Origin of the sequence: Angustibacter sp. McL0619 (assembly GCF_049994355.1) — a bacterium.
Lineage (GTDB): Bacteria > Actinomycetota > Actinomycetes > Actinomycetales > Angustibacteraceae > Angustibacter.
Map to the genome: position 1 here is coordinate 3680505 of NZ_CP188257.1, position 13877 is coordinate 3694381.

Genomic DNA, 13877 nt, shown 5'->3' on the forward strand with positions numbered 1-13877 from the left:
GCAACCACGGCTGCAACCACGGCTAGCGACGCACTGGGACGTGGAACCTCGGCGTCGGCCGCGGCGCGCGCCGGCTCTGCCGCGGCCCCTCGAGCTGCACCAGCCGCTGCACCCGGTAGCGGTGCGGCCGGTACGGCTCCAGCAGTTCGGCCAGCCCCGCGTCGTCCACCCGCTCGCCGACCAGCGCCAGCCCGATCTGCCCGGGCACGTGGAAGTCCCCGAAGCTGACGGCGTCCGCGTCACCGTGCGCGCGGTGCCGCACCTCGGCTGCGGTCCACACCCCGACGCCGGGCAGCGAACGGATCCGCTTTTCGGCCTCGGCCCCCGGCAGGTCGAGGGTCTGTTCGAGCCGGCCCGCCGCTCGGGCCGCCCGGACGACGGTCGCCGACCTCGCGCCGTCCACGCCCGCCTGCAGCCACTCCCAGGACGGGATGGCCGTCCACTGCGCGGCGCTGGGCGGAACGCGCATGCCCGCCGCGCCGGCCGGTCCGGGCGCGAGCTCGCCGAAGCGGCGCAGCAGCCGCCGCCAGGCTGAGAACGCCTCCTGGCCGGTGACCTTCTGCTCGATCACCGCCGGCACCAGCGCCTCCAGCACCAGGGCCGTGCGGGGCACCCGCCACCCCGGACGGCGGACGAGTGCTAGCTGGACGGTCGGGTGCTGCGGCTCGAACCCGGTCGGATCGTCCCGCGCGCCGAGCAGGTCGGGCACGCCGTCCACCGCCCAGGCCGCGCCGGGACCCCACGCGCTCGCCTCGACGTCCCCGTGACTGACCCTCAGGTGCAGCGTGACCGGGCCCTGCGGAGTGCGACTGGCGCGCCACAGCTGACCGTCGGCCGTGAGCCGGTGACTCGGATCGGCGGACCCGCGCACCAGCACGCTCAGCGTCGCCGGCAGGTCGACCGGCCGGCCCGGGCGCCAAGTGCTCTGCACGTCCGGCGCCGCACCGCTGGAGTCCGGTCCGCTGGGCACCTGGCCAGTGTCGCACCGCCGACCGTCGGGACCTGACCGAAGCACCCACGGACGCCGCATAGAATGTCCGCGAATCACGAGCCGGTGCGCACCGTCCACCGCTCCAACGGTGTGACGGCCTTCGTCGCGCCCCGACCCGCGAGGACCATCAGTGGCTGCCAAGAAGGCCGACCAGGACCGCAAGGCGCGCATCGCGCAGATGCAGCGCGAGGCGAAGGCCGCCGAGCGGCGGCGCACCCTGCTCATCGTCGGGGTCGCCGTCGTGGCCGTGGTGGCTATCGCGGCCGCGGTCACCTTCTCGATCATCGCCGACGACTCGCGGGTGCCCGGCGGCGAACTGAAGAGCCTCGGCGTCGCGGCGTCCGCCGCGTCCTGCGACCCGATCACCAACGACCCCACCACGGGCAGCGGGACGCACGTCGGCCCGGGCACCGACAAGCCGGACGTGACCAGCGTCAAGTACTCGACCGTGCCGCCCACCTCGGGCGAGCACTTCGTCACCCCCGAGTACCCGAACCGCCAGTTCTACACCGCGGACGACCGCCCCCGGATGGAGACGCTGGTGCACAACCTGGAGCATGGCTACTCGATCCTCTGGTACGACGACACCGCTAGCACGTCGCAGATCTCCGACCTGAAGGCGATCACCCGCGAGGCCAACAAGCAGGCCGACGCCCAGGACAAGTTCATCGTCAGCGCCTGGGACACCGCCTACGGCGCCTTCCCGTCGGGCAAGCACTTCGCGATCTCGCACTGGTCGGCGGACCAGCAGGACACCACCAAGCAGACCGGCCACCGCGAACTGTGCGGGAACGTGTCCGGCGAGGTCGTGGCCAAGTTCATCGATGCGCACCCGCGCACCGAGGCCCCCGAGCCGAACGCCCAGTGACGTCGTCCAGAGTGGTCGCGCTGCGCGAGGCCGAGGAGCGGGACTGGCCGTCGATCTGGCCGTTCTTCGCCGCGATCGTCGCCGATGGCGAGACCTACGCCTACCCACAGGACCTGACCTCGGACGCCGCCCGCGGGCTGTGGATGGAGGGTGCGCCCGGCCGGTGCGTGGTGGCGGTGGACGCGGACGGTGCGGTGCTGGGCTCGGCCAAGATGGGGCCGAACCGGCCGGGGCGCGGCGCGCACGTGGGCACCGCGAGCTTCATGGTAAGCCCGGCCGCGCGCGGTCTCGGCGTCGGTCGGCTACTGGCTGAGGATGCCGTGCAGTGGTTGCGGCGCAGCGGTTTTCGTGGAGTCCAGTTCAACGCAGTGGTCGAGACGAACGCCGCGGCCGTCCGGCTCTGGCGCTCGCTGGGTTTCGAGATCCTCGGCACCGTGCCGGAGGCCTTCGACTCGCGCACCCACGGGCTGGTGGGGCTGCACGTGATGTACCTCGACCTCGACGTCGATGTCGACCGGGGCCCGGACCTCGACTGAGCCGGGAGTTCCTTCGGTTATCCACAGATTGCCTGCGACACAGCGGTTCTGTCGGAGGCCACCACTAGGCTTGACACATGACATCGAGCCCGACCGGCGTGACCAGCGAGGCGGCAGCCGCCCTCGCGCAGGTCGTGGCGGGGTTGGGCCGGCTGGCTGCGGTGCCCTCCTGGCAGGCGAGCGACGGCGACCTCAGCCACGCCGTGGCGGGGCTCGACCGAGTCCTCCGATTGGCACAGGCCCAGTCGACGCGGCTGCTGGCCGAGGCCGGCACCCGCGGCCTGCCTGGCAGCAGGGGCACGCCCGCTGGGAGCACTGGCTCCGGGCCGCCGCGCCGACGGCCAGCCCGAGGGCGGCTGCCCTGCAGGCGCGGCGGGCCGAGCGGTTGTACGCGAGTGCCGTGGCGGCCGAGCTCGCCCCGACCCGTGAGGCGATGCTGACCGGTCGGATCGGTCCCGAGCAGGTGGACGTGGTGTCCCAGACGGTCGAGGTGCTGTGCGCGCCGTCCTGTCCCGCCGACGTGGTGGACGACGAAACGCTCCGCGAGGCACAGGAGGTCCTGCTCGAGTACGCCGAGTCGTTCGACCCGCCGCGGCTTCGCACCATCGCGCAGCGGCTGCGTGACCGGCTGGACCCGGACGCGGACGACCGTTTGGCGCGGGACGAGGACGCCCGCCGGCGCGCCCGCTGCCTGTCGGTGAGCAGCGACCCGTCCGGCATGGTGCACCTGGCCGGCGCTCTGACGCCGGAGGCTGGCGCAGCGCTGACCACGGCGCTGGATGCCTGGTCCGCGCCGCAGCCGGCGCAGGACGGTTCGCCGGATTCTCGCACCGCCGGGCAACGACGTCACGACGCGCTGCAGCGGCTGGCCGAGACCACGCTCGCCGAGCCGGGCCTGCTGCCGACGACGCACGGCAGCGCGTACCGGGTCGTGGTCCAGGTCCCGTTCGACACCTTCGCTGCTGCGCTCGCCGACACACCTCGCCCAGGCGACGCCCCCGCGACGCTCGGCGACGGCATGCCGCTGTCGTCGCTGAGTACCCGGATGCTCGCGTGCCAGGCCGAGGTCGTGCCGGTCCTGGTCGACGACCTGGGCAACCCGCTGGATGTCGGCGACACCCAGTACTCCTTCACGCCGAAGCAGCGCGCCGCCGTCTCACTTCGCGACGGCGGGTGCACCTGGCCGAACTGCCAGGCGCCGCCCGCCTGGTGCGACGTACATCACCTGGTGCCGTTCAGTCGCGGCGGGCCTACAGCGGTCGGCAATGCGGGGCTGCTGTGCGGGCACCATCACCGGCACGTGCACCGGATCGAGGCGGTGGGTCGGGTCGAGGACGGTCAGGTGATGTGGGACCTGTCCCCGCCGCCGACACCACCGGCGCTGCCCAGCGTTCCCCCGGGACCACCGGTCATCACCCGTGCCCAGCGCGCGATCGACGCGCTCGTTCGGCGATTCCACGCGCGCCGACAGCAGTGAGGACCGAGCAGCCTGGAGTTCCCCGCTGCGCTATGACTGCAGCTTCGTGCGCACTTCGCGCGGTGCGACGCGCAGCGCGGGGCCCTTGGCCTGCAACGGCGAAGGCGAGGCCACCCAGAGGTACGTCGGCAACAGCGGGAGCATCGCGGCGAGCGCCTGCTCGGGCAGACGAGTGACAAGGCCGGGCACCTGGCCGTCGTCCGCGAACGCGGCCGGCTCAGCGAGCACCGGCAGCGTGTAGTCCAGCACCGACCAGTCGGCCAGCATCTTTCGCAGTCCGGGCCTGGTCCGGTACTGCTCGTAGTAGTGGTCGGCCCGGCCGAAGGCGCGCACGTAGCGGTCCGCCGCTCCCTGCGGCAGGTACGACAGGAACGGCAGCTTGTAGTGCGGCTCGATCACCCCGAGCCGGTTGCCCAGCCCGAGGTACAGCACGCCGTCCGGCTTGAGCACCCGGCGGACGTCGGCCAGCACCGCGTCCGGGTCGACGACGTGCTCGTAGATGTGGTTGAACACGGCGACGTCCACCGACTCGTCCGCCAGCGGCAGCGCCTCCCCCGCGGCGCAGACGAAACGCACCCGCTCGCCGAACCGGGACTGCGCTACGGCCAGGCCCGGTACGTCGATGTCCACGCCGTACGTCGTCGCCGCGCCGGCCAAGGCCAGCTCGTCGGCGATGAAGCCCTGCGAGCAGCCGATGTCGGCCACGGCCAGCCCGGACAACTCCTCGGACTCGCTGCGACCGAGCACGTGCCGCAGCACGGCCAGGATCTTGGCCGCCTTGCGGCGGCGCTTGTCCTCGTCGCGCATCGCCGCCATCTGCTCGCTGTACGCGAGCTGGGCGGTGCGCTCGGTTCCGCGCGGCGCTGGCTTCGACACGTCGGTGAGCCTACGGCTGGGCCGGGGGCTGGGCCGGTGGCTGGTCCTGCGACTGGTCCTGCGCACCGCTGGCCCGCCGGGCCGCCATCAGGTGGTGGCTGCGGTCGTACAGCCAGCCGACCGCCGCGGCCACCACGTCCGAGCCGGTGATGATGAACCGCGAGAGCAGGACGACGGCGCCGGCCGCCGACTTGCTCAGCGGCCCGGTCAGCAGCAACACCAGCACCGCCTCGCGCAGCCCGATCCCGGCCGGCAGCAGCACCACGATCATGCCGATCGCCGCAGCCAGGGCGTAGCCGAAGACCGCCGGGACGAAGGACTGCCTGGCAGACCCACCGAGATCGAGGACCAGGGTGAACACGTGCAGCCCCAAGCACGTCCACGCTGCCAGGAACGCCGACATGGTCACCGCGATCGCCCGGCCGGACAACGGGTGCTCGAGCGGCGGTCGGCGAAACCGGTGCAGCACCTTGGTGATGATGGCGTTCAACACCCGCGGGTACAGCACGACCAGTCCGACCGGCACCACCAGCAGCACCAGCAGGTAGCTGGAGTCGCCACCCGAGGACAGCAGCGCCGGCAGCGCGATGAGCCCGATCCCGAGGCCGGCCATGGCGCTGAGCACCACCGACAGCAGCCCCGCCACCGCCGTGCGCTGGCGTGGCACGCCGAGCGCACTGGCCACCTCGGCCTGCACCACGACCGTCCACACGCTACCCGGCAGGTACTTGCCGAGCTGGCCGATGAACAGCACCCCGGACGCCGGTCCGAGCGGCAGCGGCGAGCCCAGGTCCGCCATCAGCGCCCGCCACCCGATCAGCGTGAAAACCAGCGACAGCAGGGCCAGCGCCGACGACAGGGCCAGCGCCCCGGCCGAGACCCGCGCGATGTCCGCGCTGACCGCGTCCCAGTTCTTCACCACGGCCAGCACCACGGCGGCCAGCACGAGCAGCCCGACGACCACCCGGACCACCATCAGCCAGCGTCCCTTGGTCATCGCGCCCCGGCGTCCTGGCCCGCGTCACCCAGCAGCGCGGACAGGTAGTGCTTCCAGGGGGTGTCCAGGTCGGGCGGGCGGATGCCGGCACACAGCCGGTCGAGCTCGCCCGGCCCGGTCAGCCGGCGCAGCGCCTCGGACAGTGCGGGGACGTCGTCCGGCTCGACCAGCAGACCGTCCACGCCGTCGTGCACGTCCGCGGCAAAGGTGCCGGTGCGGGTGGCCAGCACCGGCAGCCCGTGCGCGAACCCCAGCTGCGCGTTCTGCGAGGACGTCGCGGAGCGGTACGGCAGGGCCAGCACGTCGTGCTCGGCCAGCAGCCCGGCGAGCGCGGGCCCCGGAACATAGCCAGAACGCAGCACCACCCGGTCGGCCAGCTCCGGCGAGGTGGCCAGCCGGCGTACCCGCTCCCCAGCGGCGCCCCACAGCTCGCCGGCCACGGTCAGCCGGACGCCCGGCACCCCTCGCAACGCCTCGATCAGCAGGTCGGTGCCCTTGTACTCGCGGACCATCCCCAGCGCCAGCAACCGCAGCGGCCCGTCGGACGGCGTCCGGGCGACGGCCGGGCCGCCGGGCAGGTGCGGCGGCAGCGCAACCTGCCGGACCTCGGGCGCGCCTAGCGACGTGGCCAGCTCGGCCTGCTCCGCCGAGTGCACCAGGACGGCGCCCGCCCGGCGCAGCAGCGCGCGGACCAGCCGCTCGTCGCCCCGGTGCGGCTCGTGCGGCAGCACGTTGTGCGCGATCACGGTCACCGGGACGTCGCGTCCGAGCGAGCGCAGCAGCGCCAGGTGCGCCGGCACCACCGCGGGCACGACGTGCACCAGTGCGACCTGGTCGACCCCGCGCAGCGACCGGCCGGTGCGCACCCAGGTGTCCGGACGGCCCCAGGACAGCGGCCTGATGGTGGCCGGGAACGGCGGCACGTCGGGCACACCGCCCGGGACCGCCTGCTCGCCGGGGTAGAGCAGCTTCGGGTACAGCCGCGACCACGAGACCAGCTCGGTGCGGTGCCCCGCGCCGGCCAGCCGGTGCGCGAGCTCGGTGGTGTGGGCGGCGACTCCGCCCTTCAGCGGGTAGGTCGGCCCGACGACCGCGACCCGCACCTCACACGCCGTCTCGGGACCGGACGACGAGGTCGGACAGCAGAGCCAGCGAGCCGATCATCAACCCGCTGACCACCAGCAGCACCGTGCTGGCCGGGAAGTAGAAGGGGTGCCGGACCATGTCCACCACGCCCTTGAGCAGGCCGATGCCGGCCAGCCACAGGGCCAGCGGCATCAGCACCTTGAGCGGGTCGAAGTACATGACCATCCGCAGCACCTGAAGGATGTAGCGGTAGGCGTCGCGCACGAAATGGAACTTCGAGACCCCGGCGCGCTTGGCGTAGTGGATGTCGACGTACTTGATGTCGTGCTGGTTCTGCAGGAACGCCAACGTGATCGTGGTGACGCAGCTGAAACCGGGCGGCAGCAGGCGCAGGTAGGGCAGCGACACCTCGCGACGGAACGCGCGCAGCCCGGAGTTGAGGTCCGGGATGCGCTGGTTGCTCAGCCGCTCGGCGACCTTGCGGATCAGCCACTTCGCCGGCACCCGCAGGATCTTGTGGGTGCCCTCCTCCGTCGTCCGGGCGCCGACCACCTGGTCGTACGACGGGTCGTCGCGCAGGATCCGGACCAGCTCCGGAATCCGCTCGTTCGGGTAGGTCATGTCGGCGTCGGTCCAGACCACCACCTGGCCGCGGGCCATCGTGGTGCCGATCCGACGCGCCGTGCCGGAGCCGCCGTTGCGCCGGAACGGGACCACCTTGACGTGCGGGAAGCGCTCCTCGGCGGCGCGCAGCACGGCAAGTGTGCCGTCGGTGCTTGCGTCGTCGATCGCGAGCACCTCGTAGCTGAACTCGCTCTCGTCGAGGGCGCCGCAGATCCGCTCGACCTCGGCCAGGACGTGGTCCTGCTCGTTGTACGCGGGCAGCACGACGGTGACGTACGGCGGCGTCGGCGCTGCCGGTTCGGACGTCGGAAGGACCTGGGTGGCGGGGTGCTCAGTCATGTCGGCGATGAGCGTACCTGGGCCGGTCAGGTCGCCCGCGCCAGCCAGAGGTCGACCGCCAGCGGCGCGTCGCCGGACGGACGCCGGGTGAGCAGCCGCTGGTCCTCGATGGTGCCCAGCCGCACGACCTGGCTGGGTGCGGCGCCGAGCCGGGTCAGCGCGTCCGGCGACCCGGCCGCGACGACCACCGGACGCCGTCCGGCGGCCACCACGGCCTGGGAGACCGCGACCACGGTGGACACGTCGGCCGGTACCGCGGTGGTCGAGGCGACCACGACCGTGGGCACGTCGCAGACCCCGCGCAGCACCTGCGTCCACTCGTTCGCGGCCCGGCTGTCCACCAGGATGGCGGTGTCGCCCGGCCCGAACGCGTCGCAGGCGTCGGCCACCGCTGCGACCTCGCCGTGCTCGGTGCGCTGCCCGGCCAGCGGCAGGGTGGCCAGCACCGCCGGCAGCAGCACCGCGGCCGACAGGACGACGACGGCCAGCGGCCGGGCCACCCGGACCGGCCACCGCTCGGCCACCGCCGCGCAGAGCCAGCGCGCGGCCGCCACGGCGAGCAGCAGCACGGTGGGCAGAACCACCGGGACGAGCCGGCGGTCGGCCCATGGGTGGTCCGGGGTGATCCCCGGGCGGTACAGAGTCAGCACCGTGGAGCCGATCGCGGCGATGGCCAGCGTCGTCCAGGCCGGTAGCTGGTCGTCGTCCGCCCACGCCCGGCCGACCCGGCGTGCGGCACCGATCGCGGCGGCGTAGGCCAGCAGCAGCACCGGGAGCCCGACCCACCACGGCACCCACTGCACGCTGTGCTCGGCGTAGGTCCGGCCACCGTCCACCGGCAGGCCCTGGCGCGCCTGCAGGGCCGCGACCACCCGCGACCCCGGATCGGTCGCGCTCTGCCGGACGGTCTGCCACAGCGGCCGGGTGGCCACCAGCAGCCCGACCAGCCCGACGCCGCCCGGCAGCACCCACGGCAAGGCCAACCGGAGCCGGGCCGGCAGCCGTACGCCGCGACGACCGAGCAGCACCACGGCGGCGGCGAACAGCGCGAGCACTACCGCGAGCCCGCCCAGCGGCAGCAGCGAGCCGGAGATCGAGGCCAGGTAGGGCCGGCTCAGCAACACCGCTGCCGCCGCGGCTGCGGCAGTCGACAGAGCCAACCCAGCGACCAGCCGACCAGCCACCGCGCGCTCGGCACGGCCGCGGGTGGCCAACAGCGCAGCCGCCGGCAGCAGCAAGGCGGTCTCGCGCAGCGCGTCCACCCGGACCAGCGCGACGCCGCCGAGCAGCAGCCCGGCGAGCAGGGCCAGCCGGCGGGCCCGGGTCGGGTCGTCGTCCCAGCCGTCCGGACGGGCGCACGCGGCAACCAGCAGCGACGCACCCGCGCACCCGACCAGCAGCGCGAACGGCTCGGAGTACGTGGACCGGCCGGCGTGCAGCACTGGCTGGCACACCACGAGTGCCGCCGTTGCCAGCAGCCCCCACCAGCCGCCGACCACCCGGACGGCGAGCGAGCCGAAGGCCAGGACGGCGGCCGCGAGCGCCACGGCCGGGACCAGCAGCAGCCCGGTCCACCCGCCCAGCCACCAGCCCACGGACAGCCACACCGGGGTGGCGACCAGGAACTGCGGGACGACGTAGGTGCCCTTGCCGGAGCCCTGCTCGTAGAACCCCGGCGACCCGACACCCACGCCGGGCAGGGCCAGGGCCGCCGGGCCGCCCAGGTCGGCCACTGACACCTCGACCCGGGCCTGGTGGGCCGTGCCGAGGTGCTGGCCGAAGAGGGCGTAGGTCCCGGCGTCGCGGCGCAGCACGGTGTGCTCGGCGTGGGTGGCGCCGGCCCATAGACCGGCGGCGACGGCGACCGCGAGGATCAGCCCGGCGGCCGGCGCCGGCACCACCGCGACCGGCACCCGACGCGCCAGCAGGACACCGGCGACCGCTCCGGCGAGCAGCACGAGGGCCGCCAGGGCAGGCGCCCACCGACCGAGCACGAGCAGCGGGACGGCGAGCACGCAGACGGTGACCACCCACACGGCGAGCGCGGTCCCGCAGCGCGCGAGGAGAGTCGAGAGCACCTGGGCCGGCCGGGACTCAGCCGCGCCGCAGCGGCTGCCACCAGTCGCGGTGATCGCGGTACCACTGGATGGTCGCTGCCAGCCCCTGCTCGAACGGCACCTGGGGGGTGTACCCGAGCTCCTGCCGGATCTTGCTGATGTCGACGCTGTAGCGCCGGTCGTGGCCCTTGCGGTCCTGGACCGGCTCGACGCTGGACCAGTCCTTGCCGCTGGCCTGCACGAGCAGCTCGGTGAGCTCGCGGTTGGTCAGCTCGGTGCCGCCGCCGATGTTGTAGATCTCGCCTGGGCGCCCCCCGTCGCGCACCAGCTCGATGCCGCGGCAGTGGTCGTCGACGTGCAGCCAGTCGCGAATGTTGAGGCCGTCGCCGTAGAGCGGCACCTTGGCGTCGTCCATCAGGTTGGTCACGAACAGCGGGATGACCTTCTCCGGGAACTGGTACGGCCCGTAGTTGTTCGAGCATCGGGTGATGTTGACCGGCAGGTGGTGCGTGCGGTGGTACGCGCGCGCCATCAGGTCGCTGGACGCCTTGCTGGCCGAATAGGGCGAGTTCGGCAGCAGCGGCTCGTCCTCGGTCCACGAGCCCTGGTCGATGGACCCGTAGACCTCGTCGGTCGAGACGTGCACGAACTTCTCGACGCCGTGCCGCAGTGCGCCGTCCAGCAGGGTCTGGGTGCCGACCACGTTGGTCTCGACGAACGCCGCGGCCCCAGCGATGGACCGGTCCACGTGCGACTCGGCGGCGAAGTGCACGACCTGGTCGACTTCGGACATCAGCTTCTCGACCAGCCCAGCGTCGCAGATGTCGCCATGCACGAAGCGCAGCCGCGGCGAGTCGGCCACCGGATCGAGGTTGGCCCGCACGCCCGCGTAGGTCAGCTTGTCCAGCACCACGACCTGCGCGTCGGCCAGCGCGGGGTAGGTGCCGTCGATGGCGCTGCGGACGTAGTGGGAGCCGATGAAACCGGCCCCGCCGGTCACCAGGACCTTCACGGTTCGGACCTCCAAGGTGGACGCTGGGGTGCGCGTCATCCTTGCAGGTTCCCCGGACCGACCGGATCACGGCCGAGCCAGGGTCACGGCCGGGCTAGGGTCAGGGCCGGGCTAGGGTCACGGCCATGGAAGGGACCCGGCCGGAGGCCCTCGCGGCGGACCTGGCCCGTCGGGACGCCAGTTCACCGCGGCTGACCTGGTACGACGAGCCCACCGGTGAGCGGATCGAGCTGTCTGGCCGGGTGCTGGCCAACTGGACGGCGAAGACCGCCAACCTGCTGGTTGACGAGCTCGGGCTGCAGACGGGCGATCGGGTCCGGCTCGATCTGCCGGCACACTGGCGGTCGGTGTACTGGGCGCTGGCCACCTGGTCGGCCGGCGGGGTGCTCACCCTCGGACGGCCGGACGACACCACGCCGCCGGTGGTGCTGGTCACCGACCGGCCAGCCGGGCCAACAGCCACCGCAGGGCCGCTCGCGGTCGCGGTCTCGCTGGCCGCGCTCGCCCGCCGGTGGGCGGGTGCCGACCCGCTGCCCGCCGGCTGGACCGACGAGGCGGCCGAGGTGATGCTCCAGGCGGACGTGTTCGACCTTGACGACGAGGCGCCGGTCCTGGTGGCGATGGACCCGGACGGTCAGAGCTGGGACGCCGCCCGCCTGGTCGCCGCCGCCCGCGAGCTGGCCAGCGCACAGAGCTGGACCGCGGGGTCGCGGATCGGCCTGGCCCTCGGCCCCGCCGAAGGCAGCGACCGGGCAGTCCGCTGCTGGTGGCTGCTGACCTGCTCCCTGGCGGCATGGTCGGTCCAGGGTTCGCTGGTCGCCGTGTCCGGCGAGCTCTCCCCCGACGCGCTGGACGCCAGGTGGGCGTCCGAGCGGGTCACCAGTGTCGCTGCCCCAGCGGGTAGGCCTGCCGCTCGATCGTGACCCAGGTCAGGACGCCGACCACCCCGGTGGAGGCGATCTTGCCGCGCTGCTGCGCAGCCTTGACCGCGGCCTTCGTGCGCGGGCCGAACTCGCCGTCCGCGGTCAGGTGCAAGGCATGCTGCAGCGCCTTGACCGCCGTCCCCCGCGAGCCTTCGCGCAGCACGATCGACCGGTAGGACAGCAACGGGTAGGCGGACCGCTCCACGGCGTCCCAGGTGGGCCGGTTGACCACGCCGGTGACCGGCAGCTTGCTGGCGCGCTGAAGGCGCTTGACGGCTGCGGTGGTCCCGCTGCGGAAGTCCACGTTGGTCGTGTGCAAGCCGAGTGCGCGCTCCAGTGCCTGGACGGCGGGCCCGTGCGAGCCCTCGCGCACGGTGAGCGACTTGTACCTGGACACGATCGTCTGGGTGCGCACCGACTCCGCGGACGTGCTGGGTGCGGGGGTCGGCGTGGGGGTGGGGGCCGGCGTGGGGGTCGGCGTGGGCGTCGGCGTGGGCGTCGGCGTCGGGGTCGGCGTGGCCGAGCCCGCCGGCACCAGTCGGCGACCCAACGGGTAGGCGGACTGCTCGAGCGCGATCCAGGTTGCCGGGTCGGTCACCGCGGTCTGCGGCAGGTGGGCCGTGGCCTGGAAGCCCTTCAGCGCAGCGGCGGTCAGCGGCCCGAACGCACCGTCGGCGTGGATCCTCAGCGCCAACTGCAGCTGGGTGACGGCAGCGCCGCTCGCCCCCTGGACGAGCACCCGGCCGCGGTAGGCGAGCAGCGGGTACGCGGCCCGCTCGACCGTGACCCAGGTGGCCGGGTCGACGACGCCCGTGACCTTCAGGCCCAGGGCCGCCTGGAACTCCTTGACCGCCTGCGTCGTGCCGCTGCCGAACGTGCCGTCGACGGTGATGCCCAGCGCCTTCTGCAGCGCGCTGACCGACGCGCCCTTGGCGCCGGCACGGACGGTCGTGGACAGGTACGGCGTCAGCGTCGTCGTCAGGGAGGCGGGCGGTACCGGGGTGCTGGGTACCGGGGTGCTGGGTACCGGGGTGCTGGGTACCGGGGTGCTGGGTACCGGGGTGCTGGGTACCGGGGTGGGAGCGGTCGTCGCCGGCACCAGCTTGGCCCAGGTCGGCTTGTCCAGCACGCCGGTGACCGGGACCTTCTTGGTCCGCTGCCAGCTCATCAGCGCGGTGCGCGTGCCGGACCCGAAGGACCCGTCCTGCTTGAGACCCAGCGCCGCCTGCGCCACCTTCACCGTGCTGCCGCTCTCGCCCGGCCAGACCAACGCGTACCGCGAGGACGGCGCCGCCGGCAGGTGGGTGGGGCACGGCGCGGTGCGACGGGTGGTGTAGACCGGCGCGGGCTGCCCGCCGTAGACCATGCAGGTGCCCTGGTCGGCCTGGGTCACCGGCGTCCCGGTCCACCAGGACGTGCGCTGCATCGCGCCGTCCCAGCTGAAGCTCGTGTGCACGTGGTCGGTGTGCGGGTTCGGCCCGGTGTACGTGCGCCACGTGTTGGTGTACGAGCTCCAGAACCTGCGGTTCCAGATCAGGTACATCACACCCAGCCGTCGTGCGTTACCGGCGACCACGCCGTGCTCGTCCGGACCGGTCAGCCACTTGGTGAGCGCGTCACCGACCGCCTTCTCCTTGGGGTCCTTGACGCTGAGCATGTAGTCGAACGCCCGGCCCTCTTTGTGCTCGCTCGTCGACCCCAGGCCGCAGCCGCGCACGATCCCGCCGCTGTGCCCGGCCCGGAACGTGGTCAGGACCATCCGCGCGTACGCCTCGACGCCCGGCTTGGCCGCCGGGTCGCAGCTGTTCTGCCCGAGATACCCCGACGCGGTGTCCACTGCCCTCGGCAGCGGACGCGGCGCCTTCGGCATGGCCGGTGCCGCGCCCTCCGCGGTGACGGCCATCGCCGGTTGCAGGGCGATGGCTGCCGCGGTCGCGGTCATCACGACGCGGCCCGATACGACGGAGGTGCGGTTCGCGGTAGCGCGGTGCCGGCCGGGCATGGGCGTCTCCTGGGGTTGAGGCTGCTGCCTCATCTCCCTCGGCGCCAAGCGCCCAACACTTGATACCCGTGTTGCAGATGTTGCGATCC

General features: G+C 73.3%; 12 protein-coding genes. 4 read left to right on the forward strand and 8 right to left on the reverse strand.

Features of this window, described 5'->3' with window-relative positions:
* Positions 1 to 22: 22 nt before the first annotated feature.
* A complete protein-coding gene (locus ACPPVT_RS17060) occupies positions 23 to 970 on the reverse strand; it encodes a DNA-3-methyladenine glycosylase family protein (RefSeq protein WP_426562328.1) in 948 nt (315 codons plus the stop codon).
* A 151-nt stretch (positions 971 to 1121) separates the two neighbouring features.
* Between ACPPVT_RS17060 and ACPPVT_RS17065 the strand changes: the two genes are divergently transcribed.
* The 3 genes from ACPPVT_RS17065 to ACPPVT_RS17075 are packed head-to-tail and all read left to right on the forward strand — an operon-like array spanning position 1122 to position 3872.
* Positions 1122 to 1859, forward strand: coding sequence for a DUF3105 domain-containing protein (locus tag ACPPVT_RS17065; protein WP_426562330.1), 738 nt, complete (start codon positions 1122 to 1124; stop codon positions 1857 to 1859).
* Positions 1856 to 2395: an N-acetyltransferase family protein gene (locus tag ACPPVT_RS17070; protein WP_426562332.1), complete on the forward strand. Its 540-nt coding sequence runs from the start codon at positions 1856 to 1858 to the stop codon at positions 2393 to 2395. The genes ACPPVT_RS17065 and ACPPVT_RS17070 overlap by 4 nt, the downstream gene beginning before the upstream one ends.
* Positions 2367 to 3872, forward strand: coding sequence for a DUF222 domain-containing protein (locus ACPPVT_RS17075; RefSeq protein WP_426562334.1), 1506 nt, complete (start codon positions 2367 to 2369; stop codon positions 3870 to 3872). The genes ACPPVT_RS17070 and ACPPVT_RS17075 overlap by 29 nt, the downstream gene beginning before the upstream one ends.
* Positions 3873 to 3902: 30 nt before the next feature.
* Here the strand turns inward: ACPPVT_RS17075 and ACPPVT_RS17080 are convergent, their stop codons facing one another.
* The 6 genes from ACPPVT_RS17080 to rfbB are packed head-to-tail and all read right to left on the reverse strand — an operon-like array spanning position 3903 to position 10863.
* Positions 3903 to 4748 (reverse strand): methyltransferase domain-containing protein, encoded by an 846-nt coding sequence (locus ACPPVT_RS17080; RefSeq protein ID WP_426562336.1) that lies wholly within the window; start codon positions 4746 to 4748, stop codon positions 3903 to 3905.
* Positions 4749 to 4758: 10 nt separating this feature from the next.
* A complete protein-coding gene (locus tag ACPPVT_RS17085; RefSeq protein WP_426562339.1) occupies positions 4759 to 5745 on the reverse strand; it encodes a lysylphosphatidylglycerol synthase domain-containing protein in 987 nt (328 codons plus the stop codon).
* Complete coding sequence (locus tag ACPPVT_RS17090) at positions 5742 to 6848, reverse strand: glycosyltransferase (protein WP_426562340.1); 1107 nt, start codon at positions 6846 to 6848, stop codon at positions 5742 to 5744. Before ACPPVT_RS17090 ends, ACPPVT_RS17085 begins: the two co-directional genes overlap by 4 nt.
* Position 6849: 1 nt before the next feature.
* Positions 6850 to 7794 (reverse strand): glycosyltransferase family 2 protein, encoded by a 945-nt coding sequence (locus ACPPVT_RS17095; protein WP_426562342.1) that lies wholly within the window; start codon positions 7792 to 7794, stop codon positions 6850 to 6852.
* A 26-nt stretch (positions 7795 to 7820) separates the two neighbouring features.
* On the reverse strand, positions 7821 to 9872 hold the full coding sequence (locus ACPPVT_RS17100; RefSeq protein WP_426562344.1) for a hypothetical protein: 2052 nt from the start codon (positions 9870 to 9872) through the stop codon (positions 7821 to 7823).
* A gap of 16 nt (positions 9873 to 9888) precedes the next feature.
* Positions 9889 to 10863, reverse strand: coding sequence for a dTDP-glucose 4,6-dehydratase (rfbB, locus tag ACPPVT_RS17105; RefSeq protein WP_426567187.1), 975 nt, complete (start codon positions 10861 to 10863; stop codon positions 9889 to 9891).
* A gap of 125 nt (positions 10864 to 10988) precedes the next feature.
* Here rfbB and ACPPVT_RS17110 point away from each other — a divergent pair, with 125 nt between their 5' ends.
* Positions 10989 to 11786 (forward strand): TIGR03089 family protein, encoded by a 798-nt coding sequence (locus tag ACPPVT_RS17110; protein WP_426562346.1) that lies wholly within the window; start codon positions 10989 to 10991, stop codon positions 11784 to 11786.
* Here ACPPVT_RS17110 and ACPPVT_RS17115 read toward each other — a convergent pair.
* Positions 11740 to 13788: a peptidoglycan-binding domain-containing protein gene (locus ACPPVT_RS17115; protein ID WP_426562348.1), complete on the reverse strand. Its 2049-nt coding sequence runs from the start codon at positions 13786 to 13788 to the stop codon at positions 11740 to 11742. The genes ACPPVT_RS17110 and ACPPVT_RS17115 overlap by 47 nt on opposite strands.
* Between the last annotated feature and the right edge of the window lie 89 nt (positions 13789 to 13877).

Coding starts and splice junctions, on each gene's coding strand:
- ACPPVT_RS17115 (WP_426562348.1), bottom strand. CDS start 13,788: ATGCCCGGCCGGCACCGCGCTACCGCGAACCGCACCTCCGTCGTATCG.
- ACPPVT_RS17110 (WP_426562346.1), top strand. CDS start 10,989: ATGGAAGGGACCCGGCCGGAGGCCCTCGCGGCGGACCTGGCCCGTCGG.
- ACPPVT_RS17075 (WP_426562334.1), top strand. CDS start 2,367: ATGTCGACCGGGGCCCGGACCTCGACTGAGCCGGGAGTTCCTTCGGTT.
- ACPPVT_RS17095 (WP_426562342.1), bottom strand. CDS start 7,794: ATGACTGAGCACCCCGCCACCCAGGTCCTTCCGACGTCCGAACCGGCA.
- ACPPVT_RS17085 (WP_426562339.1), bottom strand. CDS start 5,745: ATGACCAAGGGACGCTGGCTGATGGTGGTCCGGGTGGTCGTCGGGCTG.